This is a genomic window from Clostridium carnis, assembly GCF_054657435.1.
Window position 1 is genome coordinate 2186606 of sequence record NZ_BAAHYS010000001.1, and the last position, 26445, is coordinate 2213050.

Consider the following 26445-nt stretch of genomic DNA (forward strand, 5'->3'; position numbering starts at 1 on the left):
GTCTTTTTTTTATGTTTAAAAATAAATAATAAAAAATTTAAAAAAATTTTTATTAAAAATTCAGACTTCTGTGTATTTAATATATGAAAGTAATTTTTATTAAATTAAAAGGAGAAAATACATGTTGGAGAATGGATATACAGTTATAAGCAATAAAATTATTTGTGATGAAAATTTAACTCTTGAAGAAAAGTTTTTATTAATAGCTTTAAAGCAATTTGATCATTCTAAAAGTGGGGTAGTTTATCCAACTTATATACAGCTTATGAAGATTTGTAATACAAAAAGAAGGATTAAAATATCTAAAATTATAAAAAGCTTACAGGAGAAAAATTATATAAATGTCAAATCTACAGGAAGAGCAAATCATTATTATTTTATAAAGGATTATTTATTAGAGAGGTTTTACACTAAAAATACAAATACAATAGGTATTGAAAGTGAAACATCAGAAGAGATAGCCTGTTCTAAAAATGAAACATCAGAAGGTATGGAAATAGCCTGTAATGAGGAAAATGATAACAACAGATGTTCCAAAATAAAAACATCAGAAGTTACGAAAGTAGATGTAAAAGAAGAAAATAGAAACTTCAGGGATTTCGAAAATAGAACAGCAAAAGCTTCAAGTTGTTCTATTATAGAAACTTCAGATGTTACACCCGTAGATACTATAAAAGTAAATAATAAAAATAAAATATATATAAATAATATATATAAGTTAATTAATTATTGGAATTCAAAGGAGAGTTTTAATAATTATAGCTACAATGAAAATATTAATGATTTATTAGATAAAGCTATTAAAACCTTTGGATATAAAGAAATAATAAAGGGGATTGATAATTATCATGAAGTTTATAAAAGTGATTTTTATTATAACTATCTTTGGGATTTTGAAAGCTTTATAAGCAAGTCTAATGGAATAAGCAGATTTATAACTAATGGAGATATGTAGCGTAGTTATTGCAGTTATAAAAGTAAACATAAGAATAATAAAGCTTTAGAAATAGAAGATTATATAGATTAGGGGGGAATTAATATGTTTACAAATCAAGAAGTAATAATAGAGCAAGAAATATTAGGTCTTATATTTTCAAATAATTCATTAGTAACAGTTGCTAAGGATATAATAAAGCCTGAAATGTTTTTAATACAAGGTCATAGAGCAATTTATGAAGGCATAGTTAAAATGATTAATGATGGAATAACAGTAGATGTTGTTAATTTTCTGGAAAAATATAGAGAAGTAACAAAAGATATGGGGGGAATAGCTTATATAAGTCAAATTGGAGTTTGTGCAGTTACAGAAGAGGGCTTTGAAAGCAAATTAGAGCTTTTAATAGAAAAATATAAAAGAAAAAAACTGCAAGATATATCTAAAAAGCTTTTAAATTCAAGAGATGTGGATAAAATGACAAAGGCTGTGGAGGATACTCTAGAAGAAATATATAAATCATCAATGAAAAAGGATATAGATATAGTAAATCAATATGATGAATATTTAAATTGGCTATATTTTGATAATAAAGATAGAGGCTTTAAAAGTGGTTTAGAAAAAATAGATTCAGTTTTAGGAAACTTTCAAAGAGGAAGATTAATAACTATATTTGCAAGAAGTGGAGTTGGAAAAAGTACAATGGCACTTCAAATTGCAGCTAATATGGTTAAAGACAAGCATAAGGTTATATATGCAAGTGGTGAAATGAGTAATAATGAAATCTTTAGTAAAATGGCAGCATCAAATTGTCTTATAGAATATAAAAAAATAATCAATAACAATATTAGTGAAGAGGAGAAGGATAAAATATCTAGCTATGTTTCAACTCTTGTAAATAATAGTTTCTATATTACAAATGAAATAGATATAGATTTATTAATAAGAGAAATTAAACTATATAAAATGAAAAATTCATTAGATGTTGTTTTTGTAGACTATGTAAATAAATATACAGGAGGAATAAAAGCATTATCATTAACAGAAAAAATAGGACAAGTTACATCAAAACTAAAAGACCTAGCACTAAAGGAAGATATATGCGTAGTTCTTTTAGCTCAAGCAAATAGATTGGTAGATAAAAGCATTAAAGAAAACTTATGTGAAAAAATATCAGAAAGCGATATTCAAGATAGTGCAAGAATAGAGCAAGATAGTGACCAGTTAATAGCACTATATAGAAATAAAAATTTAGATAATAAAGTATATAGAGATGAATTAATGAGGGAAAGTAAATTAAGCTATAAATCAAAAAATGCAGAAGTAAATCCCAAATGTATAAATGCAATAATATTAAAAAATAGACATGGAGAAAAAGGAACCAAAGCATTAACTTGGTTTGGAGAATATTCAAGAATAGAAAATTTTATAGAAAATAGAATTAATTTTAAAACATCAGGAAAGTAAAAATAATTAAATTACAAAAATTTGAAATTACAAATTGAATAAACTATAATAAAGGAAATATTATTAGGATAATTATAAAAAATTAAATAGATTTAAAAGTAAATATTAATAAGAAACTTATGAGGTATAATATGAAGGGTGCTATATTAAATAAAGGTGAAAAATATCATACTTATCTTAGTAAGATATTTAAAGCAATAGACAATGAACAAATAAAATATAATTGGTTAATTACAGATTATATATGCTATCCCAAAGATAATAATATAAAAGATATATTTTCAAAAGAATATCTTTGGATTACAGGAGAAGAACTTACAGAAATAATTAATAAAGAAGATTTTCAATTTATTTGGGGCATTTTATCAGGATTCTCAAAAGATATTAGTATTGAGGAGATATTAAAATATAAACTCCCTTATGCAGATGAAAATTGTGATCTTTGGAATAAAGAAGTTAAAACTCAACATCCCCATGCAAATATTGAAATAGTTGCATGGGATAGTACACTTACTTTATTTATTAGTAAGGAAGAAAAGTTGGTACAGAGGTTTAGAGAAAACTTTCCATTATCAGAGGATTTATTAGAGGTGAATACAAGAAATGAATAAATTTGAAAGTACTCGATTAATTTTAAGAGAATGGTCAAAATATGATTTAAATGATTTATATAAAATTATGTCTAATAAAAAAGTAGCTGATTTAGCTGGATTTAGAGTTAAAGAAAATATTAAAGAGACTAATGATATTTTAGAAAAGTTTATTCAAGAACAAGTCAATACAATATGGGCAATTGAATTTAAAGAACTTAATAAAGTAATAGGGTGGATTGAGTTACATACACCTATAGATAATATTTGTAAAGAATCCAAGGAAATAGGTTTTGTTTTATCAGAAGAGTTTTGGGGACAAGGTCTAGCAGTAGAAGCTATTGAACAAATTATCCAGTATTCATTTAATAATGAACAGATTGGCTCTATTGTATGTTCTCACTTTCCTAATAATATACAATCTAAAAAGGTAATTGAAAAAAGTGGTTTTAAATATAAATTAAAATATCATGAAAAAATTTACTATTGTTTAGATAATGTAGTGAGCTAAAGGTTAGTTTTTGAACTTAAAGCCTTTATTATAATTATTAATAAAAATATTAAAATAATTAATAAAGTAATTATTATATCCAGAGATTTATAAACGACGATAATTATAAAATATAAACTACTCAATAAATTCCAAGTTGTTGATGAATTTAGTTAAAGCAATTTAATTTTGGGGTTAAACTAGGAGGAAAATAGAAATCTATGGGGAGATTATTTTATGTATAGACTATATAAAATCAAAACCATTTGGGTCATCAAATAATGTTATATTCACTTGCAATATAGATAATTAACTTTCTAAGTTCAGTTTAGACAGCCTTCAATATTCCATAAAGGAAAATATGCAGCAAGATGTAAAGCAAAGCTTAACTGAAGAAGAATATTATAAGTTAATAAAAGAAGCTAAACAGCGCCAACAGGATTATATTAATTCTATTGATGATCCTAAGGTTAAGCAGTCGGTTCAAACATCATACTCTGCTGCTGTTACAGAATCATCAGCATTGTATATAAAATATCCAGATGATACTGATACTATAGATGCAGCTTTAAAGAGAGTTCTTAGTGGCGAATAATTGGATAGGTTATAATAAATTATACAGAAGATTTTAAAAAGCAAATAGTAGCTCTTAAACAGAGTGGTAAATCAACAGCCGATATTGCATGGGAGTATAAAATAGCCAAGTCTACAATAGTTAAGTGGGTAAATGATATCTTTTTTTATTTTTGTTTAGTATGTATAAACAATTAACTACTATTTTTGTATTATATTATACCTTACAAATGGCTTGAAATCGTTATTTTTTCCCTTAGCGTTAAAAGTGCATTTAGCGAAATTAATTAATAGTATACAGCTCTAATAATTTCCATAATTATTCAGTATAATTATGGAAATTATTAGGTGTTATGAAAAATCGTATTTTAATGCGAAGTAACGGTACTTTTGATACCATATAGATAAATAGGGATTTATAAGGGGGAATTAGTTTGGAATTTAAATTAAAAAAGTGGGAAGTGGAAGATAAAAATAGATTAACTAAAATATGTAATGAAATAAATAGAGAATATTTATCCAATAGAATACCATATCCATATACAGAAGATGATGCTACATGGTGGATTAATATGACTGGAGAGCAAGAAGGTAAAGAGGGTATTTTTAGAGCTATAATTGTTGATGGAAATTATGTAGGGAATATATCAGTTGAAAGAAAGAGTGATGTATCATGCAAAGATGCTGAGATAGGATATTTATTATTAACAGAAAAATGGTCAAATGGAATAATGACAAAAGCTGTAAAAGAAATTTGCGAGATAGCATTTGATAAGTTAGATATTGTAAGAATAACAGGATTAGTATATAAACCTAATATAGCTTCCCAACGAGTATTAGAAAAAAATGATTTTGTGCTAGAAGGAATTATGAGAAATGCTGTTTTTAAAAATGGAAACATATATGATATGTGTATATATGGGAAGTATATAAATTCTAATTTATAGAATGGATTTGACGAACAATATTAAATTATTGCGACGAAAGCCAAAGCTCTAGAGCTTTGGCTTTTATTATTCACTAAAGTTGAATTTAACGAAATAATTTAAACTTCCTAGTGATATATGAATCATCCATATCAATGTGATATTGTTATATTTGAGAATACAAATTTAAATAACATATAGTATTAAGTTCTATTATGTGGCATAATATTGATATGGTCTGTAAAAAAATGTAAAAATAATTTTATTTTAATTAGGAGGATTAATTTATGAGAAGTATTATAATTATATCTAAAGTAAATATAGGGATTAGTCCAGGTGCTCGTGTAGGAATAAATAGAAAAGGGCTTAATATTTTTAAAAAAACTTTATCAACATCATTGAAAGATAATCTAAAAGAAAAATTAATTGAAGAAAATATGGATTATAATGTAGAAGTTGATAATAGTTATGATAATTGTGAAAATATAATAAAAAAAGGGGTAAATTTACTTCTAATTTCTCCATATATAAAAGATAAAATAGATATTAAAAATATAAATAAAAAATATTATTATATATTAAGTGAAAAAGAATTTAATGAAGGATATGTAGAAGATATTATAGAATATTTAAAACAATATACATCAAATTAAAATATAAAGTTTAACTATATAGTAAGTTGTAAATAATTATTAAATTTAATTTTAAGATGTAAACTACTCTTTAAATATAATAGTTTTTAAGAGCAAGTACACCCATAGCAACCTCCATTATATGGATTAGCTTTGTGGACACATTTTTCTAAAAGATAACTGCAAGTACCACTTATTATATAATATTTTATTAAATTATATCATTATAAAATAACATTTTATAAATTATGACTAATTGGTATAATTTATTTTTATTATAAAATATAAGCATTATAAATTATTAAAATCTATAATAAATTATAATGCAAATAAAAAAACTATCCAATATGGAAGTATTCATTCTAATTATTTTCACATTGATTATTTAATATCAAAATTATTTTTTGGAATTGGCATTGTGATTCGGCTTGTATTTCAATGTTATTAGAATATATTTTTGATATAAAATTTTCTATTGGAGAAATTAAAAATAAAATAAATAGATTAAAAATTTGTGATTTTATACAAGTATGGCAGCTATATATTTTTAAAATTTCTAGTGATATAGAATAGAAAAAAATTTGTTTCTTATAAAAATAATCTTTTTAAAGAGTTAAAACATGTTAAATGGCTTTTAATGTCTTTAGGGTTTATTTCTATAATAATATATTTAATAACTATGCACTTAGCTAAAATATATATCTTATATTTTGATTTTATTATACCAAATAAATTTGTAGGAATAATATATAAATTCTAAAATTAATATAAAAATTAATAATGAAATTGATAAAAAGTTAATTACAAATTTAATAGAAAGTTTTTTTCAAAAAGTTTTTCTTTTACGGTTTTACAAAATATCACTTTTGAATTAGACCATATTTAGGTACAAAATATACATAAGAAATAATTGGTAGATAATATCTTGAATAATGGAAATATTAAACTTATAGATATATCAAGTGGAAAGAAAAATTAGGATAATTTATTGATAAAGCAATGCTTAACTAATAAATTATAAGGATATTATAAAGTTGATTTTTATGAACTACACTATAAATTCCTTTAGAGAAATTATTGCTTGAACTACTTGATAAATTCCAGTTTAGTTAAAGTAATTTAATTTTTGGGTTAAACTAGTAGAAAAATAGGAGTTTTATAAATTGAGTATATAAAAAAATCTTATAATTTTTAATTAATAAAAGGAGTTATGGATGAAAAAGATAATTGTTATTGGATGCCCTGGCAGTGGTAAAAGTACATTTTCAAAAGAACTACACAATGCAACAGGAATACCTTTATTTCATTTAGATATGCTCTATTGGAATACTGACAAAACTGTGGTTAGAAAAGATATATTTAAAGAAAAATTGCAAGATATAATCTCTCAAGAAGCATGGATAATCGATGGGAACTATGATTCAACCATAGAACTTCGATTGCAAGCTTGTGATACTGTATTCTTCTTGGATTATCCAGTAGAAGTATGTCTGGAGGGGATAAAATCGAGAAAAGGTAAAGCACGTACAGATATGCCATGGATTGAAGAAGAAGATGAAGAAGATGAAGAATTTATAACATTTGTGAAAAATTACAACTTTATAAATAGACCAGTTATAATGAACCTTTTAAATAAGTATGATATGAAAAATGTTATTATATTTAAAAGTAGAAAGTATTCTCAAGAATATTTCTCCAAGATACAATTATAAATTTCAAGTTATTAGTGAGTTTAGTTAAAGTAATTTAATTTTAAAGTTTAAACTAATAGGGAAATAATAAATTAACCTTTAGGTTAAGTAGAATCATAAAGGTATAGTTAAGTTAGTAGATAAACACATTCCTTTAGTGGATATAGACGAAATAGAGAAAATTGACTTATGTATTGATGGAGTAGATGAAATAGATAAAGATTTTAATGCAATTAAAGGTGGTGGTGGAGCATTATTTAGAGAAAAAATTGTTGCTAGCTTAGCCCATGAAGTTATATGGATTATGGATGATAATCATAAGGGCACAAAAATTATAAAAAGAGCATTGTGAGATAAAATTATAAGTTAAGTTCCATTCTTCTATTTCTTGTGGACATTCCTAATGATTCATAAAACTTAATAGCATTTTTATTAAATTCACTTACAGTTAAATGGATAGAGGAGATATTTTCTGATTTTGCATAATCTAGTATATGATTGAACAACAATTTTCCAACACCAGTCTTTTGATGAGTTGATTTAACACAAAAATCATCTATATAAACAAATTTAGATGGTACAAGTAAATGAATATTATTTTGCTGTATAATCTGAACAATACTATACGCTATTAGTTCGTTGCTACAAATATCTTCTATTACAAATAATTTCATATTGGTACTATTCAATAAAAATTCAAATCTATCTCTCATCAAAGGATTATCAACTTCTAAATAAATATCAGGTCTATTCTTTACATGTAATTTATGTATCTCTTTTACAAGATTACTAATATTAATATAATCATTTTCAATTGCTTCTCTTATTTTTAAATTCATAAAAACTCCCCCTAATGTTGCGTAATGACAATATTTGATACAGATAGTTCAGGTATAAGTCCATTAAATTTCATTTATATTCCTCCTTTAATACTTTCTAATTATATCCTCAATGTTCAATATTATTTATAAAAAATCTTTATTAACGTTATAAATATAATGATATGTACTTTATAATGTTAATAATTATAACATTATATTGGATATTATTCCATAATAAAGAAATGGGTGATATTTCTCTTTTAGATTAATTATTTTTATATAAGTGAAGTATAGATTGTATTAAACAGCATGTTTATCTAATGTAACATTTTAATTTTAAATATATATTTAAAATATAGATTTTAATTTGTGTAAAATATAACAAAATGTGTATTTTATTATATAATTGAATTATCTAAAAAATAGAAAAAGAAAAGGGTAAAGGTTATGAGAGAGTTAGTTATATCTTTAAGTGAAATTCAAAAGCTTAAAGAAGAATTAAAGTGTTTAAATGAAGAATATTTAAAGTTTTATGAAACTATGGAAGATTTAAATAAGAAAAAGGAATATTTAGAAAGTCTTTATATGAGCAAGCTAGGTGGATTAATATTTGCAAGGTTTGAAAAGGAAATAAAATATAGAAAGTTAAAGAAAAAATTAACTATTATAATTCAAAATAAAAACAAAGGTAAAGAGACAAATATAGAGTAAATAGAAGAAATATTAAAAAAAGAGCTTAAGGAATTTTATGATAACTTAGAAGATTTAAGAGAAAACTTAAGGAGTTCTAGAAGGTATTTAGAGCTACCTACAATAAGTGATGAAGAGATGAAAAAAATTAAATCAATATTTAGAAAGCTTGCAAAAAAACTTCATCCTGATATAAATAAAAATTTAGATGAAGAAATGTTTGATTTGTGGATTAAGGTTCAGGAGGCTTATGAAAATAATGATCTTATTTCTTTAATTATTTTAGAGGGTATAGCAAATAATGAGGAGATAAATGAGGATATTAAAGTAAACGACATAGAAAATAATATAAAAAGCCTTAAAATTAAAATTGAAGAAATTAAAAATACAATAGATAATGATGTAAAAGAGTTTCCTTTAAATATAGAGGAGCTTATTTATGATGAAGAATATATAAATAGTAGAAAGCAAGAATTAACAAATGATATAAAAGAATATGAAGATATATCTTCAATCAGTTAGAGTTGCAGGGATGAATTATTATATAGAAGAAATGGAAGAAGTGTGGATAAGAATCTTTTTAAATGATTTATAAATATAAAAAAATAGATAAGAAGCAAAATAAGCTGACCTTATTATTAAAAATATGGTCAGCTTAAATTTAGTAAGAATAAAATCTACTTATAATTTAGAAATAAATAGAACTTTTTAAAAGAATAATGTATATAGTCCTATTAGAGTTGAAGCAGTTACAAGTATATATGGTATAGTTGTTTTTTCAGGATTTTTAACTTTAATAATAATTGCAATTATTGATACAAAACCAAATCCCCATGCAATAAATTGTTCTACTAAAAAGTTAGTTGGTAAGCTAGTTGCATTAAGATAAGCAATTAGCATTGACCATATAACTAAACCATAAAATATTATATTCTTTCCTGTCTTATTTTTTAAAAAGTAAAGTAAAAAAACTCCCAGTAAACTTACTACCGTCATAAAAATAAATAAAATAAATAAGTACCCAAGTGCCATAATTAATTCCTCCATTCATAATGTTTTCTATATTTTTATAATAGATAAAATTTCTATGTTTTTTAGTAAGATAATTCTAAAGAATTCTAAAGATTATATAGGAAGTTTAATTTCTATTTTATATATTTTATAATCTATAATATAATTCATTTCACCATTATAGGATTCCACAATATTTTTAATATTATTAAGACCTATACCATGGCTTTCAATGGCAATATTTTTTTTATCTTTAATAGTATTTGTTTGAGTAAATATAAGTACATTATCTGCAAGAGAAATTTTAATTCCTATTTTTTCTTTATTATCTGTATATTTTATAATATTTGAATATAGATTATCAAAAATTCTAGCTATATCTTGAACATGAAATTTAGCTTTAAAATCAGTTAGTCCAATAATATCTACTTCTAAATTGAAATTTTTATCTTCTAAAGAATCTTCAAATTCACTTATAAACTGCTTAAACATTAATTTACCTTCTAAAACAGGAGGATTTAAGGAATTAGCCTGTATTGAATCTGGATTTAAAAGTAAATTTGTTAATTGTTGTATTTGATAGGCTTTATTTTGTATTATCTCAATATAATTTTCAAGCTTAGTATCACTATCGTAATTCTTATTTTTTATAAAGTCTGAATAAGATATAATAGAGGTAAGAGGGGTTCTAATATCATGAGAAAGTGATCTTATTAAATCCTCTTTTTCTTTTTTTAGTCTATCCTCATTTTGCATATGATTTTGTAGGGCATTAGAAAAGATATTAATAGTATCAGCTAATTCTGAAAGTTCATCATCTCCTATAATATCTAGTTTAAAGTTTAAATTTCCAGCTTTTAATGTTTGTATTGATTTAGTTATGTATAAAATATAAGAAACTTTTTTTCCTAAGAATAATAAAAAGAAGGTGAAAAATATTATTAGTGTGGCTAAAATACAAACTAACTTTAGCCAATATAAAAATTTAGGATCAGAAACAGCAGATTCTCCATAATATCCTTTTTCAATTAATTTTAAAATAAAAGCTATAGAAATATTATATAAGAAGGCGAAAATAAAGCTTGCTATAAAGACAGATACAATTAAATAGCCTATAAATTCTAGAGCAAGTCTTGGAATTTTATATATCTTAGTCAATATAGTACCCCTTTCCCCATGCCGTTTTAATATATTTTGGATTCCTTGTATCAGTTTCTATTTTTTTTCTTAAGTTTTTAATATGTACCATTACAGCACTATCTCCAACTACATCCTCTTGCCATATACTATTATAGATATGATCAATAGAAAATATTTTTTTACGATTAGTAATTAATAGCTCTAAAATTTTATATTCAGTATGAGTAAGTGAAATAGTAATTCCATCACGTAAAACTGTTTGACTTTCCGTATCAACAGTTAATCCTTGAAGCTCTATTTTTGATGAGTTTATAATAGTTTGAGGTTGATATACTTGATAACGTCTAAGTAATGCTTTTACTTTAAGTAGTAATTCAGAATGAGAAAATGGCTTTGTTATATAATCATCTGCACCAGCAGAATAGCCTATTGTTTTATCAGAATCTTGAGAGTAAGCAGTTAAAAATAAAATGGGTACAAAAGATTTTCTTCTAATTTCTGTACTTGCAATAAATCCAGATTTTCTTGGCATATCTACATCTAATATAACAAGATTTATACTATCATCTACCTTTTCAACAGCTTCAACACCATCTTTAGCAGTGATGACATTATACCCTTCTCCAGTAAATAATATTTCAAGTATTTGTCTAATATCATTATCATCATCTGCAATTAAAATTTTATTTTTTGTTTTAAATTGCATAGTTATCCTCCTTAATTTATTTTGTAGGGCTTTATAAATAAATCTTTTTTGATATTAATTATAACATTACGTTAAATATAATTCTATAATAGAGCAATAGAGGTTGGCTTTTACATTTATTATATTTTTATAAAAGAAGGTTATATTTAAAAATAGACTTAAATTATATAAAAAAATATATATTTTACTATATAATTAAGTTGTTTAGATAAAGAATTGAAGTTTTATAAAGTTATGGAGGATTTAAATAAGAAAAATGATAATACAAAAGATAATTTTTATAATAGCAATAATCTTAATAATAATTATAATTAAAAAATTAAATAGAAGAAAAGAAATAAACTTTGGGGAAGAGGAAGTTAATAAGATTTTAAGAAAATTTCATAGATACAAATTATTAAGTGACATAATGATAAAAAGAGATAATGGTACAAGCCAAATAGACCATATTTTAATAAGCAAAAAGGGTATATTTGTTATAGAAACAAAAGATTATAATGGACTTATATATGGAGATCAATACTCTAAATACTGGACACAAATTTTATACACAGAGAAAAATAGCTTCTATAATCCAATAAGACAAAACTATGGACATATAAAAGCCCTAGAAGAATATTTAAATGAAAAAGATATCTTTATTTCAGTAATAGTATTTACAAATAAATCAAAATTAAAAAAAGTAAAAACAGATACACCAGTAATAAACTTAAAAAAATTAAAAAGATTTATAAAAAAATATAAAAGTGATATAGAACTTTCAAAGGAAGAAATAGAGTATTTCTATAATGTAATAAAAAATGGAAATATAGATAGCAATAGAGCAAGAAAAAAACATATAAAGATGATAAGAAGAAAATATTAAATAAAGTATAGGAATATAATTTTTAGGGAAATATTTAGTTAATATGGTTCTTGTTGTAGAAAAAAGATTATTATGATATCATATTTTTAACAAATTGTTAACAAAAGAATAAATATAAGGGGGACAAAATGAAAAAATTAATAGAGAAATGGAATAGCATAAGTTTAGTTAAAAGAATCATAGTAGGTCTAATATTAGGAATAATAATTGCATTAACTATTCCAAAGATAGGTGCACCAATATCCATATTAGGTTTATTGTTTGTAGGGGCTTTAAAAGCAATAGCACCAATATTAGTTTTTTTCTTAGTAATAGCTGCATTATGTCAGTATAAAGAAGGTAAAAAAACTAATATGAAGTCAGTTATAATGTTATATCTTTTAGGAACACTTTCAGCAGGAGTAATAGGGGTTATTGGTAGTTTTCTATTCCCTGTTAAATTAGTCTTTACAACAAGTGTAGAAAACTTAACACCACCAAGTGGAGTAGGTGAAGTATTAAATAATTTATTAATGAGCATAGTATCTAATCCAGTTAATGCACTTTCTAATGCTAACTATATAGGAATATTATTCTGGGCAATAATTTTAGGTCTTGCTTTAAAAAATGCTAGTAAAGGGTCTAAAGAAGTTATATTAAATATTTCAGAGGCTATATCAAAAGTAGTAACATGGATAATAAGTTTAGCACCATTTGGAATAATGGGACTTGTATATGATAGTATATCTAAGCAAGGGATAGAATCATTAATTAAATATGGACAATTAATATTAGTACTAGTTGGATGTATGGCGTTTTTTGCTTTAGTAGTAAATCCAATAATAGCTTTTATAGCAATGCATAAAAATCCATACCCACTTGTTATTAAATGTTTAAGAGATAGTGGAATTACAGCATTTTTCACTCGTAGTTCAGCTGCTAATATACCTGTAAATATGGCGTTATGTAAGGAACTTGGATTAAATGAAGATACATATTCAATTTCAATACCACTTGGATCAACTATAAATATGGGTGGTGCTGCTATAACTATATCAGTATTAGCACTTGCTGCAACTAATACTCTTGGTATAAATGTAGATTTTGGTACAACTATAATACTTACTGTACTATCAGCTATAAGTGCATGTGGAACTTCAGGGGTAGCAGGAGGATCAATATTATTAGTGCCACTTGCTTGTAGTTTATTTGGTATTCCAAATGATGTAGCTATGCAAGTAGTTGGTGTTGGTTTTGTAATTGGAGTTATACAAGATTCTTGTGAAACTGCACTAAATTCTTCAACAGATGTACTTTATACTGCGGTAGCTGAATTTGCACAAATACGTAAAGGTAAATTAAAATAATAATTAATTATTATTTTAATAAAAGGTTATATAATAAAAATTTAAATAGTAACTTAAAGGTTACTAGAAACTTAAAAGTGCCTAATTGTTGGTTTTTTATTTTAGAGTTATTATGAATTCACAGGGAAACAATATAATAAACAAAAATAAAAAATAGGAGTGATTGAAATGAAATTTAACAATAAGGAAACGGCACTAGTATTTGTAGATCCACAAAATGAATTCTTACATGAAATGGGGGAAGGATATAAGTTAGCTAAAGATGTTATTGAAGCAAATAACACTATAGAAAATATGCTATCTTTACTTAAAGCATCAAAAGAAAAAGGATATAAAGTATTTGTATCACCACATTACTACTATCCACATGATTATACATGGAAGTTTGGAACAAATGGAGAACATATGATGCACCAAATGAAAATGTTCGAAAGAAAAGGACCTTCAGAAGCAGTTGAAAAAGATTCAAGAGCAGATATACTTGATGAGTTTAAGCCATATATAGAAGATGGAGAAACTATAATAGCAAGTACACATAAAATATTTGGACCACAAACAAATGACCTAGTATTACAATTAAGAAAACAAAAGATAGACACAGTAATACTTGCAGGAATGAATTCAAATATATGCATCGAATCACATATGAGAGATTTAGTTGAACAAGGCTTTGAAGTTTATATTGCAAAGGATGCAACAGCAGCACCAGGAATGGAAGCATACAAAGCTGCAGAAGTTAACTTTGGAATGTTATCAAGTGGTTCACTAACAACTGAAGAAGTATTAAAAGAATTAGCTTAATACATAATTAAGTTTATAATATAGAAAAAGTAGCTAGAGTAATTCCCATGTAACTGAAAAATTTAAAGTTTTCAGTTACATGGGAAATTTCTAGCTACTTTTTTGCAGCTATTTAAAATACTAGTTATTTTTAATAACTTTGTAAGAAAGCCTTTCACAAAGTTACTTCCATAAATTGTATTTAAATTTATTTATTTTAACATATCTAATATTTCATCTTCTGGAGTTGAAGAGTCACAACGAACTTCTATTTCTCCATGTTTATTAACTATAAATCCTGGGACAGTTAAAATATTATACTTCTTTCTAAAGGAACTAATTTCATTATCAGAGAAATCATCACTATTTACATAATAAATAGTAGTGTTAACTTTATTAGTTAATCCACTTAATTTCTTAGCAAACTTACGACAGTATGGACATGTTCCTCTCCCAATATAAACAACAGAAAAATCTTCGTTAGATAATAACTTATCAGCTTGTGTAGAAAATACTTTTTCAAATGGTTTTATATCTTGTTCATATGTATCTTTTCCAAACATTTTCTTCCCTCCTATATTTTTTTAGATATTATATCAAAACTAAACTACTAAATCAAATTAGTCAAACCTAAAAAATTACACTTGAATATATAATTAATATATTATTAAAGGATATAAAATAATATCATTATTATGATTTACTTATTTTAGTAATATTAAGCACACCCTTTTACTTACTACAACTAATAGTTGAGAAAAATGTTATAATTAAATTAAACTTAAAGATAGATTTTAAAATAGATAAATATATAATTAAAGGAGAAAAAAATGAAACATTTTATTGTTGAAGGTACTATAATAAATCAACATTTAATTAATGATAATATTATGAAGGAACATATGCTTTATTCTCAAAAAGCAATGAATAAAGGATTAATATTAATGTCTGGACTTAAATCAGATATGAGTGGTGGATTGTTTTTTATGAAAGCAGAATCTATTGAAAAGGTAGAAGATTATTTATCTCTAGAGCCATTAAAGGTTTATGGGATACAGGAGTATAAGATTATGGAATTCTCGCCTCATTACTTTAATCAATTACCTAATGAATGGTTTATTAAATAATTAAAATTTACAGATATTTATTAATTAATGCGTTACAGGCAATTACAAATATGAATATTATAGTAATGGAAAGGAGATGATAAAAATTGCATTTAGAAGAAAAGAATTATTACAAAGATAGACAGTCATTATATAATGAATGTAAAAAATGCTTATATTATCATACTACATTAACTATGACTGATGGAAGTACAATAGATGGAATTATTGAAAATGTAGAATCAGATCGTGTTATTGTATTAGTTGGTGAAGATGTAATGGAGCAAGAATGCGAAAGTCAATTTGAGCATCAACGTCAGCAGTTTAGCTATGGTCCTCCAAGAAGGAGATTTAGAAGATTTAGACGTAGAGCTTTTCCATTTAATAATTTATTAGCATTAGCATTATTACAGTATCCGTACATTGCACCACCATATCCATATTCATATCCTCCTTACTATAATTATTAATTATAATACTTAAACAAAAGAGAAAATTTAACTAAGCTTTACAATAAAGATAAGAGGTATGAACTTATTTATTCATACCTCTAATTCACCTCTAAAAATAGTTTAACATAATAAAAGGTTGGTTCAAACTAGCTTATTTAATAGAAATTAAATTTATAAATACAAACTTACTAAACAAAGGAATATGAGGTCAATTATTAATATAATAAGGAGAAATTAAAATGAGTGGAATACTAGATAAATATGATGAATCTATTAACTTAACGTATAATTACACATATAGAATGCTTATGCATTTAAAGAATATAAGTGATAACTATAAAAAATTAGAAAATGCAGATGAAATAATATTAGAAGATTATAGAGAGTCTATAATAAAAAAATATGAAACTTTAGAAGATTTAACATAGAAATTGTTATCTAAAATTTTTAAAGCTGATGGACTAGAAATAAATAGTCCAAGAGGCTGCTACAAACAGGCTTTTAAAGATGGTTTAATAGAAGATATGATTATTTGGAATGACATATTATTTGTAAGAAATTCAACTGCTCATATATATGATGAAAGTGATTATGAAGCAATAAAAAACGACATAATAGAGAAGTATATAGTAGCTATAGAAAATCTTTTAAATAAAATATCAATGGAGAAGTTATAAGATGTATGGAATAGAAGAAAAAGTATATAAAAGTTTAATTTCATATTTTAAAAATAATAAATATATAAAAAAAGTTGTATTATTTGGTTCAAGAGCAAAAGACACCTATAATTATAATTCAGATATAGACCTTGGAATTTTATGTGATAAAAAATATAAAGGGACTATAGCAGAGGAATTGGATGAAATTGTAGGGGTATACTCTTTGGATTTAGTTTTTTTAGATAGTATGAATGAAGAAATAAAATTACAAATAGAGAGATGGAATAGAAATCTATATTAATTAATTCAGTAAGTGAAAAAGGGTCCTAGATAAGTAGAAAAAATATAATATAGTTTATTTGATAATACAAATGAAGTATACATATTATTTAAAAGACGATAATCTTTTTTGAATGGTTTTAAAAATTATTTTTTGAGTTGAAATGATAACAAAAACCCATAGTGTATTCCTTTATAGATAGAAATAATTATTATTTACTAGGCTTGGAAGTGTCTAAAATGAAACCAGAATTGTATATGATAGAGAGGCTAAAGAAAGTATAGAAATCTAAAAATATATTGTAAACCATAATTTATATATAGGTTTACAATATGCGGGAAATTATGTTATATTATATCCATTATAAAAAATATTAGCTTTTAAAGAATATTAAAATACTAATATGTATTTTTTATATTAAATTTTACATCTATATATAAATAAGTTTATAAAGCTTTTTAAGGAGATAATTATGGATCTAATAAAAAAAGATATGCAGCATATATGGCATCCTTGCTCTCAAATGAAGGATTATGAGGAGTTACCACCTATTATAATTAATCATGGAAAGGGGCTTTATCTTTATGATACAGAAGGCAATTCTTATGCTGATATTGTAAGCTCTTGGTGGTGCAATCTTTTAGGGCATTGTAATGAGGATATTAATTTAGCAGTAAAAAATCAAATAGATAAATTAGAGCATGTTATTTTTGCAAATTTTAGTCATAGACCTGCTATTGAATTATGTGAAAGATTATCAAAAATAGTTCCAAAAGGGTTAACAAAATTCTTTTTCACAGATAATGGCTCATCAGCAATTGAAGCTGCTATGAAAATGAGTTTTCAATATTATTATCAAAAAAATAAAACTAAGAAAAGACGTTTTATGGCATTATCAGATGCTTATCATGGAGAAACTTTAGGAGCATTATCAGTAGGGGGAGTAGGCTTGTATTCAGAAATTTATAAGCCTTTATTACTTGATATTATTCGTATTGATGGTCCAGATTGTTATAGGTGTAAATATGGATGCTCTAGAGATACTTGTAGTGCTGAATGTTTTATAGAAGCAGAAAAAGCATTTTTAAAATATGGTGATGAGGTTTGTGGCTTTTTAGTTGAGCCAATTATACAAGGAGCAGCTGGAATGAGAATTTATCCTCCAGTTTATTTAAAAAAACTTAGAGAAGCTTGCAATAAGCATGATATTCATCTTATAGCTGAAGAAATAGCAGTTGGTTTTGGTAGAACAGGAAAAATGTTTGCTTGTGATCATGCTGAAATTTCTCCTGATATCATGTGTTTATCAAAGGGATTAACTGGTGGATATATGCCAATGGCATTAGCAGTAGCTACAGATGATATATATAATGCGTTTTATGCTAATTATAATGAAGGAAAAGCATTTATGCATAGTCATACTTATTGTGGTAATCCACTTGCTTGTTCAGCAGCAGTTGAAATGCTTAATATTTTAGATAAAGATAAGATTCTTTTAAAAGCAGAAGATAATGCTAAATATTTTAAATCTTTAATACAAGATACATTTAAGGATCATCCTAATGTAGGTGAAATAAGAAGTATAGGATTAATTAATGCAATTGAATTAGTTGAAGATAGAAAAACTAAGAAAGCTTTTGATAGTAAAGAGAGAATAGGATATGAAATATATAAGGAGGCATTGAAAATTGGACTTATTTTACGTCCTTTAGGAGATGTATTATATTTTAATCCTCCATTAAATATAGAGAAAAATGATATGAAGATTGTAGTTGAAAAATGTAAAATAGCTGTAGATAAAATTTTAGCAGTGTAAAAAGAAGAAATTTAAATTAAACTAATGTAAAGAGGCTACGTTATAAAGAAATATAAATACAGTATAGTATGTTTATTTGAACATTTAATATTGTATTTATATCTTTTAATGTCATATCCTCTTTATTTTTAAATAAGTGATATTAATTTTGAAATTAACAGTGTAATAAGTGAAAAGAAAATACCAATTGATAGAAAGCTAATTAAAAATACATTAAATATAATAAGTCTACTCATAATAAGCATTTCAGGTATTCTAAATAATACAAGAACAAAGCTTATAATTAAATTTACTACAAATATAAATATTACTCCATCAAGAGAATTTCTAAGATCAGCTTTACTAAGAGACATATGTGTACTTACTGAAATAGCAATTATTAAAAATATCCAAAAGCCAAGTGAAGTTATATTTTCTATAGTAAATGTAACTTTTGCAAAAATTGAAAATTCATTAAATAGAAGATGGATAAAATCAAGTAAGTTAAAGTTTTTACCTAAGTATAAAAGACCATCAACATTTATTGTATTTAAAATACTGTAAAAACTATCTTTTAAAAAAAGTCTATAAAATATAATTAAAATAGTTGAACCAACAATTATAGGAGCAATACCTATAAAAAAGTTTCCAATTCTTTGATAAATATTTCTTTTATTAAAGGTATGTTTTACATAACCTAGCTCTCTATTTTCTAAACTTAAAGAAAACCACTTAATATCAATGATTTTATGTAAAAATAATTTGCACATAATGGCATGACTAAATTCATGAACAGTAGTTCCTATGATGCCTGTAAAAATAACTCCATATTTTCCAAGGCCATTATAAATTAATTGAGAACTCTTTTTTTCAATTTGACCTATTAAAAGTCCAAATACTACCAAGGAACCTATTATTCCAATTGTTAATAAAGTACTAAGTTTTAAAATTTCTATCATTTAAGTATCCTCCTGTAAAGCTGATTATAATATATAAAATATCATAGTTCTATAAAAACAAATATAACATATGTTACAAATTTTAACTATTTATATAAATAAAAAATTGAAAATATATAATGTAATATGGATTAATTAAAGAAAAAATAAATTTATATATTGATTATTTTAATATATATGTTAGAATAGATATCAAATTTAAAAATAATATATAACTTACCTTCGTATAACCCCAATAATATGGTTTGGGGGTTTCTACCAAGAACCTATAATTCTTGATTACGAAGAAATCATAATATTTGTGATTTCTTCGTAATCAAGAATTTTTTTTATAATTTAGAAATCTATATTAATATCTAAATTATTAATAATTTAAGCATTATTTTAAAAGTAAGTAGTTGAATTATAAAGTAATTATTTAATTTAAGGGGGAACATTTATGGATATTAAAAATTTACCTAAAATAGAATTACACTGTCACTTAGATGGTAGCTTAAGAGTAGATACAGTTATAGAACTTGCAAAAAAAGAAAACATACAATTAGATAGTTATAATTATGATGATGTTAAAAAATTATTAGCTGTTCCAGAAGATTGTAACTCTTTAGATGAATATTTAAAAAGATTTGATCTTCCTATTAAAGTATTACAAACAGAAGGAAATTTAAGAAGAGCAGCATATGAATTGCTAGAAGATGCAGCTAAAGAAAATGTTAAATATATTGAAGTTAGATTTGCACCAATATTTCATACACAAAAGGGGTTAACTTTAGATAAAGTTTTAGAAAGTGTTATAAATGGAATTAAAGATGCCCAAGAGAAGTATGATATAAAAGGTAATGTAATAATTTCATGTATAAGAGGTTTAGATTTAGATCATGTATATGAATCAATAGATGCAGGAGAAAAGTATATTGGGAAAGGTGTTGTTGCAATAGATTTAGCAGCATCAGAAAAAGAAAATTTTGCTATAGAATATGTAGATGCAATGAAAATTGCTAAAAATAAAGGCTTTAGAATTACAGTACATGCTGGTGAAACTGGTTTTGGAAAAAATGTAAGAGATGTAATAAATCTTTTAGGAGCTGAAAGAATAGGACATGGAGTTTACATATATAATGATAAAGAAGCCTATAGGCTAGTTAAGGAAAATAAAGTAACTTTAGAAATGTGCCCTAAAAGTAATGTTGATACAAAAGCTGTAAAATCATATGAAGCTCATCCTATATATAAATACCATAAGGATTCTATTAAGATTAATATTAGTACAGATAATAGAACTGTTTCTAATATTAATTTAACAGAGGAAACTAATAAGTTAGTAGATGTATTTAATATAAATATGAATGATTATAAAGAGATATATTTAAATAGTGTAAATGCAGCTTTTTGCGATAAGGAGATAAAGGCACAATTAGTGAAATATATTTAAATTAAAGTCAAGAGCAAGAAAAGTTTTAAATAATATTCATTAGTAAATTTATTAAAAATTTTATCAAGATGTAAAAAAGTATTAGTCTAAAGATTAATACTTTTTTATTTTTATTAATTAAAAAGGTTAGAAAATATAAAAGTAATAAATATTAATAATTGGTTTAGTGTCATATAGTATTCTATTGAAAAAGTATGTAATAAAGAGTAATATATTAAAAAGATAGAAAGTTAAAGAAAAATTAAATAAAAATTAATAAAAAATTCAAAAAGCAGGTTTTTAAAGCGTGGACAAGCCTTTGAAAACTTTATTAAACTATGAAAATTAAATAGAAATGTAAGGAGATATATAAAATGGATATTTTTCTAGTTATAGGTATAGTAGTAGGGCTACTTGCAGTTATAGTAGGAATGATTGTAAAAGGTGCTAATGCAGCAGTATTAATAAATCCAGCAGCAGCAATTATTATAATTATTGGAACTATTGCAGCAGTTATGAATTCATTCCCTAAAAGAGAATTCCTTAAAATTCCTAAAGTTTTAGGAGCATTATTTAGAGATAGAAAAGATGAAAATCCAGTACAAGTAATTAATGGTTTAGTAGAGATGTCTCAAACATCTAGAAAAGATGGTTTATTAGCATTAGAACAACAAGTAGAGGGAATGTCTAATAAATTTATGAAAAAAGGTTTATCTATGGTTATAGATGGAACAGAGCCATCTTATGTAAGAGAAGTATTAGAAATTGAAATTCAAGCAATGGAAGAAAGACATCGTCTTGGTGCTATGATTTTTACTACAGCAGGTGGAGCAGCACCTACACTAGGGGTTTTAGGAGCCGTTGTTGGTCTAATTGGAGCTCTTGGAAATCTAAGTGATACTGAAAAACTAGGACATATGATTGGAGGAGCCTTTGTAGCAACACTTTATGGTATCTTTTTTGGTTATGTAATTTGTCATCCATTTGCTTCTAGACTTAAAAGAAAGTCTCATGAAGAAATAAGTACTATGTATATTATGTTAGAGGGTATATTATCATTACAAGCAGGTGAAAATCCAAAAAGTATTCAAAATAAACTTGTTGGTATGTTAGAGCCAGAGGATCAAGCTAAAATTGAAGCAACATTAAATAAAGAAAGTTAATTAATATGGTGTATAAATAAGTACACAAGATATTCAAAGGAGATTAATTATGGGAAAGAAAAAAGAGCATCATGAAGAACATGTAGATGAAACATGGCTTATCCCATATGCAGATATGCTTACATTATTATTAGCGCTTTTTATAGTTATGTTTGCAATGAGTAAGGTTGATGCAGAAAAAATGGCTAAAGTTAGTGCAAGTTTTAATAATGTTTTTATGGGTGGAACATCCGTATTAGAAAAAGGTAATAGTGGTACTTCAACAGAAGGAACTCCATCAATAGTTAGTGATGGGCAAATAGAACAGGAAACAATGGATAAAATAATGTCACAAATTAAATCAAATATTGATGCTAGAGGCTATGCAGATAAGGTTGAAGTTTCTGTTAATGAAGTTGGATTAGAAATTAACATAAAAGATGTTATATTATTTGATTCTGCTAAGGCTGATATAAAAAGTGAAATTAATCCTTTATTACTTGAAATTTCACAAATACTTAAGGGATTAAATAATAACATAAAAATAATAGGATATACAGATAATAGACCAATACATAATAATGAATTTAGATCAAACTGGGATTTAAGTGCTATTAGAGCAATAAATGTTATGCAATTTATAAGTCAGCAAGGTGGAATACCACAAGATAAATTATCAATTGAAGCTTATGGTGAATATAGACCAAAGTATGATAATTTAACAGAAGAAGGAAGAGCAGGAAATAGAAGAGTAGAAATTACAATTCTTAGAAATTTCCCAGTTGAAAAAGCTGAAAATAAAGCAAATTAAAATATTAATAAATATAAAAAAGAATTATTAAGTTAGTTATATAACAATGAAAAAGCTAATATTTTGTAGGTGCCACTACGAAATATTAGTTTTTTTACTTAGTATTAAAATTAATCATAAGTAAAAAAGATGAATATTAAATTAAAAGTAATATTTTAAATAATAATACTACATCCTTGTAAATTATTATCAATGTAGTATAGTTAAACATAACAAAAGATAAAATCAAATAAAAATTACATAGTCAAAAATAATTTTAGATTACCAAGGAAGTGATAATATGGGTTTAATTAAATGCACATTAAGAAAAGAAGTAAAAAATGAAATAAATAAATACATAGATAATGAATTTATTACTGAAATGATTAAGGAAATCATTAATTATATAAGAACAATTCATAAAGTTAAGATTGATGACTCTGAGTTTGATAAAGAGGATGAGGAATCTAAGGTTATTTTAAAAGATAATGGACCTTTTAATATTTATGATTATATGTATGTAAAAGACTTTTTATATGAATTATCATGGGAGGGCTCATATATAAAGGAGTTAAAGGAAAGTGAATATTTTGATAATTCTAAAGGTAGATCAAAATATATACCACAGAAAATCACAGAGGATTCAGAAGTATTATATAAGTACATACCAAAAGATATTGCTACTGTTTTATATGAAAAAGTAGAAGCCTCTATGGAAATAAAAAAAGGTCAGCTATATAAAGAATTTAAGAAAAAATACAATGAAGAATTCCTATTTAATAGCGTTAGATGGTATAAGAGAACTAGAGATGGGAAAATTTATTGTGATATAGATTTAAATGAAATAGATGAAAATAAGAAGATAAGATTAGAAGAACAAATAAAAACTGAAATAGGAAATAGTTACAAAACTAGATGGGGTAATGATATTGCAGCAAAGGTAATTTCTTTAGAGAATAAGCTTTTATTAGATGTTTATGATGAAGGTTGCAAGATTTTAGACATTAAAAATGAATATTCTTCAGAAGTTATAGAAGCAGATAATAGCAAAGATGAAGAAAAGCTAATAAACCTTATGTTAGATAATTATAAGGAAGCTACAAAACTATCAAAGGGAATAAATAGGCTTAAAGTTAAGGTTATTAACTCATTTGATAAAAAAATAGATAACCTTATTAACATGAATGTTTATAAGACAAATGAACATATGAAGCTATTCTTAAATGATGCAAGAGAAATGATATTTGGATATTATAAAAGTGTTAATTTACCAGGCTTTAGAAAAACTCTTATAGATAAAGAATATAAGATAAATAAGCTAATTAAAAGAGTAGCTATAGTTGAAAATATTATATATAAGAATTATTTAGAAAAAAATACTACTGCTCCATCTATTGAGGATATGGAATTTATAGAAGAATGTCTTTTATGGATTTGTACAAAAGGATTACTTTGGACATCAGAAAATATATACATAAAAAGTAAAGTAAAAGATGAGATAAAAGAAGTAATATTAGATAATCCAATAGATGAGTATAAAGAAGCTAGAGAGATGAAAAGACATTTTTATCTTCATGTTGGTGAAACTAATACAGGAAAAACTTATGAAAGTATTCAAAGACTTATGGATGCAGAAACAGGAGTATATTTAGCTCCATTAAGATTATTAGCTTTAGAAATTCAAGATAAGCTTAATTCTCAAAATATTTCCTGTTCATTATTAACAGGAGAAGAAGAAGATATAAAATCATATGCATCACATATTTCCTCAACAATTGAAAAACTTTCACTAGGAACCAATTATGATATATGTGTTATAGATGAAGCACAAATGATTGCAGATAAACAAAGAGGGTGGGCGTGGACAAGAGCTATAATAGGTGTATTATCACCAGAAATACATATTTGTATGGCTCCAGAAGCAAAGGATATAATAATCAAGCTAATAAAGGATTGTAATGATACATATGAAATAATAAATCATAAAAGAAATACAGAATTAATTTTTGAAGAAAAGAAATTCGAACTTAAAAGGGATGTTAAAAAGGGAGATGCCTTAGTTGTCTTTGGTAAAAAGAAAGCACTAGCAGTTTCAGCAGAGCTTCTAAATAATAATATAAAAACTAGTATTATTTATGGATCATTGCCATATTCAACAAGAAAGAAGCAATTTGAAAGATTCTTAGATGGAGAAACAGATGTAATAGTATGTACAGATGCTATTGGTATGGGGGTAAATTTACCTATTAAACGTATTGTATTTTTAGAGACAAGAAAGTTTGATGGAATTTCACAAAGAAAGCTAAAGGTTTCAGAAATAAAACAAATTGCAGGGAGAGCTGGACGTAAAGGAATATACGAAAAAGGATATGTTGCTACAACAGCTGACAGTAACTTAATTAAATCAGCATTAACTTCAGAGACAATGAAAATAGAAAAATGTTACATAGAAATTCCAGATTCACTTTTAGAAATAGATATAGATATTATAGATGCATTAAAAACTTGGAGCTTAGCACCAGTTAAAGGTTATTTTCAAAAACCAGATGTTACAACAATAATATTCCTTTTAAATAGATTAAAAGATATTAAAGTTAAAGCATCAAAAAGTGATCTTTTAAAGATGGCAACAATTCCATTTGAAGAAAATAATAAGAGAGTACTGGCATTGTGGGAAGAATATTGTACTATGTATAGCCAAGGAGCAGTAAATTTAAAAAGACCTAAACTTAATGAAATAGTAAATGCAAAAAAGGAACTTGATGAACTAGAATGCTATTATAAATCATTAGAACTTAACTATTCCTTTGGTAAAAACTTTAAGTTAATTACAAACAATGGATATATTTCAAGTGAAAAAGAAAATACAGCAAATAAAATAAATGAACTACTTCTAACGAGCTTACTTCATCATGAAAGAGTTTGTTTAGACTGTAAGAAAAAATTAGCATGGGATTATCCAAGTGAAAGATGTAGATCTTGCAAAGAAAAACTCCAACACCTAAAAGGTGATAGATTTAGACCTAGCTTAAGAAGTAGAAGAAGAGACTCAGACTTTAGAAATAAAAAAAATAGAAGAAGTTATTATTAAGAATAAAATAAAAATATTTCATTTCATAATTTAAGACATACTTTTTAAGCAAAATACCTGTTTAGTTTATTAATATTATGCATATACTATGAAATACT

The 26445-nt window shown here is 24.9% G+C and carries 29 protein-coding genes, 1 pseudogene and 1 riboswitch; of the genes and pseudogenes, 24 read left to right on the top strand and 6 right to left on the bottom strand.

Translation table 11 applies throughout. The features are described from left to right. Positions 1 to 121 precede the first annotated feature (121 nt). From ACYQ1T_RS10550 to ACYQ1T_RS10590, 9 genes and pseudogenes are all read left to right on the top strand, one after another. Positions 122 to 955 (top strand): helix-turn-helix domain-containing protein, encoded by an 834-nt coding sequence (locus tag ACYQ1T_RS10550; RefSeq protein WP_459834603.1) that lies wholly within the window; start codon positions 122 to 124, stop codon positions 953 to 955. Positions 956 to 1039: 84 nt separating this feature from the next. After that, the gene (locus ACYQ1T_RS10555) at positions 1040 to 2401 is read left to right on the top strand and encodes a replicative DNA helicase (RefSeq protein WP_459834604.1); all 1362 of its coding nucleotides are present in this window, start codon (positions 1040 to 1042) and stop codon (positions 2399 to 2401) included. Positions 2402 to 2532: 131 nt separating this feature from the next. After that, entirely contained in the window at positions 2533 to 3012 is a 480-nt protein-coding gene (locus ACYQ1T_RS10560; RefSeq protein ID WP_459834605.1) for a DUF2691 family protein, read from the top strand. Then, entirely contained in the window at positions 3005 to 3502 is a 498-nt protein-coding gene (locus ACYQ1T_RS10565) for a GNAT family N-acetyltransferase (protein WP_459834606.1), read from the top strand. The genes ACYQ1T_RS10560 and ACYQ1T_RS10565 overlap by 8 nt, the downstream gene beginning before the upstream one ends. A gap of 340 nt (positions 3503 to 3842) precedes the next feature. Continuing rightward, the gene (locus ACYQ1T_RS10570; protein ID WP_459834607.1) at positions 3843 to 4076 is read left to right on the top strand and encodes a hypothetical protein; all 234 of its coding nucleotides are present in this window, start codon (positions 3843 to 3845) and stop codon (positions 4074 to 4076) included. A 412-nt stretch (positions 4077 to 4488) separates the two neighbouring features. Next, positions 4489 to 5001 carry a GNAT family N-acetyltransferase gene (locus tag ACYQ1T_RS10575; RefSeq protein WP_459834608.1) on the top strand — a complete coding sequence of 171 codons (513 nt, stop codon included), beginning with the start codon at positions 4489 to 4491 and terminating at the stop codon, positions 4999 to 5001. Between the two features lie 266 nt (positions 5002 to 5267). Beyond that, positions 5268 to 5633 (top strand): hypothetical protein, encoded by a 366-nt coding sequence (locus tag ACYQ1T_RS10580; protein ID WP_459834609.1) that lies wholly within the window; start codon positions 5268 to 5270, stop codon positions 5631 to 5633. A 1193-nt stretch (positions 5634 to 6826) separates the two neighbouring features. Continuing rightward, complete coding sequence (locus ACYQ1T_RS10585; RefSeq protein ID WP_459834610.1) at positions 6827 to 7324, top strand: P-loop NTPase family protein; 498 nt, start codon at positions 6827 to 6829, stop codon at positions 7322 to 7324. A 127-nt stretch (positions 7325 to 7451) separates the two neighbouring features. Beyond that, positions 7452 to 7619 (top strand): annotated as a pseudogene (locus ACYQ1T_RS10590) (ribose-5-phosphate isomerase A); the annotation flags it as partial. A 43-nt stretch (positions 7620 to 7662) separates the two neighbouring features. On the opposite strand, the gene ACYQ1T_RS10595 reads toward ACYQ1T_RS10590, so the two are convergent. Then, complete coding sequence (locus ACYQ1T_RS10595; protein ID WP_459834611.1) at positions 7663 to 8142, bottom strand: GNAT family N-acetyltransferase; 480 nt, start codon at positions 8140 to 8142, stop codon at positions 7663 to 7665. A 429-nt stretch (positions 8143 to 8571) separates the two neighbouring features. On the opposite strand from ACYQ1T_RS10595, the gene ACYQ1T_RS10600 reads away from it, so the two are divergent. Beyond that, complete coding sequence (locus ACYQ1T_RS10600; protein WP_459834612.1) at positions 8572 to 8835, top strand: hypothetical protein; 264 nt, start codon at positions 8572 to 8574, stop codon at positions 8833 to 8835. Positions 8836 to 8952: 117 nt separating this feature from the next. Beyond that, a complete protein-coding gene (locus ACYQ1T_RS10605; protein ID WP_459834613.1) occupies positions 8953 to 9336 on the top strand; it encodes a DnaJ domain-containing protein in 384 nt (127 codons plus the stop codon). 186 nt (positions 9337 to 9522) lie between these two features. Here the strand turns inward: ACYQ1T_RS10605 and ACYQ1T_RS10610 are convergent, their stop codons facing one another. The 3 genes from ACYQ1T_RS10610 to ACYQ1T_RS10620 all read right to left on the bottom strand — a co-directional run bounded on the left by ACYQ1T_RS10610 (position 9523) and on the right by ACYQ1T_RS10620 (position 11671). After that, positions 9523 to 9846, bottom strand: coding sequence for a hypothetical protein (locus ACYQ1T_RS10610; RefSeq protein WP_459834614.1), 324 nt, complete (start codon positions 9844 to 9846; stop codon positions 9523 to 9525). Positions 9847 to 9939: 93 nt separating this feature from the next. Further along, positions 9940 to 10983: a HAMP domain-containing sensor histidine kinase gene (locus ACYQ1T_RS10615; RefSeq protein WP_459834615.1), complete on the bottom strand. Its 1044-nt coding sequence runs from the start codon at positions 10981 to 10983 to the stop codon at positions 9940 to 9942. After that, positions 10976 to 11671, bottom strand: coding sequence for a response regulator transcription factor (locus ACYQ1T_RS10620; protein WP_459834616.1), 696 nt, complete (start codon positions 11669 to 11671; stop codon positions 10976 to 10978). The genes ACYQ1T_RS10615 and ACYQ1T_RS10620 overlap by 8 nt, the downstream gene beginning before the upstream one ends. Before the next feature lie 256 nt (positions 11672 to 11927). Here ACYQ1T_RS10620 and ACYQ1T_RS10625 point away from each other — a divergent pair, with 256 nt between their 5' ends. From ACYQ1T_RS10625 to ACYQ1T_RS10635, 3 genes are all read left to right on the top strand, one after another. Beyond that, entirely contained in the window at positions 11928 to 12536 is a 609-nt protein-coding gene (locus tag ACYQ1T_RS10625) for a nuclease-related domain-containing protein (protein WP_459834617.1), read from the top strand. Positions 12537 to 12664: 128 nt separating this feature from the next. Continuing rightward, on the top strand, positions 12665 to 13882 hold the full coding sequence (sstT, locus tag ACYQ1T_RS10630; RefSeq protein WP_459834618.1) for a serine/threonine transporter SstT: 1218 nt from the start codon (positions 12665 to 12667) through the stop codon (positions 13880 to 13882). Between the two features lie 168 nt (positions 13883 to 14050). Beyond that, positions 14051 to 14683 carry a cysteine hydrolase family protein gene (locus tag ACYQ1T_RS10635; RefSeq protein WP_459834619.1) on the top strand — a complete coding sequence of 211 codons (633 nt, stop codon included), beginning with the start codon at positions 14051 to 14053 and terminating at the stop codon, positions 14681 to 14683. A gap of 191 nt (positions 14684 to 14874) precedes the next feature. Here the strand turns inward: ACYQ1T_RS10635 and ACYQ1T_RS10640 are convergent, their stop codons facing one another. Next, complete coding sequence (locus ACYQ1T_RS10640; RefSeq protein ID WP_459834620.1) at positions 14875 to 15225, bottom strand: DUF6568 family protein; 351 nt, start codon at positions 15223 to 15225, stop codon at positions 14875 to 14877. A gap of 267 nt (positions 15226 to 15492) precedes the next feature. Between ACYQ1T_RS10640 and ACYQ1T_RS10645 the strand changes: the two genes are divergently transcribed. From ACYQ1T_RS10645 to bioA, 6 genes are all read left to right on the top strand, one after another. Next, positions 15493 to 15789 carry a YciI family protein gene (locus tag ACYQ1T_RS10645; protein WP_459834621.1) on the top strand — a complete coding sequence of 99 codons (297 nt, stop codon included), beginning with the start codon at positions 15493 to 15495 and terminating at the stop codon, positions 15787 to 15789. Between the two features lie 86 nt (positions 15790 to 15875). Beyond that, positions 15876 to 16238: a hypothetical protein gene (locus ACYQ1T_RS10650; RefSeq protein WP_459834622.1), complete on the top strand. Its 363-nt coding sequence runs from the start codon at positions 15876 to 15878 to the stop codon at positions 16236 to 16238. 221 nt (positions 16239 to 16459) lie between these two features. Next, positions 16460 to 16648, top strand: a complete 189-nt coding sequence (locus ACYQ1T_RS10655) for a hypothetical protein (RefSeq protein ID WP_459834623.1) — start codon at positions 16460 to 16462, stop codon at positions 16646 to 16648. 3 nt (positions 16649 to 16651) lie between these two features. Next, a complete protein-coding gene (locus ACYQ1T_RS10660; protein WP_459834624.1) occupies positions 16652 to 16897 on the top strand; it encodes a nucleotidyltransferase substrate binding protein in 246 nt (81 codons plus the stop codon). Position 16898: 1 nt separating this feature from the next. Next, on the top strand, positions 16899 to 17180 hold the full coding sequence (locus ACYQ1T_RS10665; RefSeq protein ID WP_459834625.1) for a nucleotidyltransferase domain-containing protein: 282 nt from the start codon (positions 16899 to 16901) through the stop codon (positions 17178 to 17180). Between the two features lie 451 nt (positions 17181 to 17631). Then, positions 17632 to 18975 (top strand): adenosylmethionine--8-amino-7-oxononanoate transaminase, encoded by a 1344-nt coding sequence (gene bioA, locus ACYQ1T_RS10670; protein WP_459834626.1) that lies wholly within the window; start codon positions 17632 to 17634, stop codon positions 18973 to 18975. A gap of 128 nt (positions 18976 to 19103) precedes the next feature. Here the strand turns inward: bioA and ACYQ1T_RS10675 are convergent, their stop codons facing one another. Beyond that, a complete protein-coding gene (locus ACYQ1T_RS10675; RefSeq protein ID WP_459834627.1) occupies positions 19104 to 19913 on the bottom strand; it encodes a hypothetical protein in 810 nt (269 codons plus the stop codon). Positions 19914 to 20115: 202 nt separating this feature from the next. Continuing rightward, positions 20116 to 20215, top strand: a riboswitch (purine riboswitch). 137 nt (positions 20216 to 20352) lie between these two features. Here ACYQ1T_RS10675 and add point away from each other — a divergent pair. The 4 genes from add (at position 20353) to ACYQ1T_RS10695 (ending at position 26347) form a co-directional block, all read left to right on the top strand. Further along, positions 20353 to 21345 (top strand): adenosine deaminase, encoded by a 993-nt coding sequence (gene add, locus ACYQ1T_RS10680; protein WP_459834628.1) that lies wholly within the window; start codon positions 20353 to 20355, stop codon positions 21343 to 21345. A gap of 353 nt (positions 21346 to 21698) precedes the next feature. Beyond that, positions 21699 to 22487, top strand: coding sequence for a flagellar motor stator protein MotA (gene motA / locus ACYQ1T_RS10685; protein WP_459834629.1), 789 nt, complete (start codon positions 21699 to 21701; stop codon positions 22485 to 22487). Between the two features lie 49 nt (positions 22488 to 22536). After that, the gene (locus ACYQ1T_RS10690) at positions 22537 to 23277 is read left to right on the top strand and encodes a flagellar motor protein MotB (RefSeq protein WP_459834630.1); all 741 of its coding nucleotides are present in this window, start codon (positions 22537 to 22539) and stop codon (positions 23275 to 23277) included. Positions 23278 to 23557: 280 nt separating this feature from the next. Further along, positions 23558 to 26347: a helicase-related protein gene (locus ACYQ1T_RS10695; protein WP_459834631.1), complete on the top strand. Its 2790-nt coding sequence runs from the start codon at positions 23558 to 23560 to the stop codon at positions 26345 to 26347. Positions 26348 to 26445 lie beyond the last annotated feature (98 nt).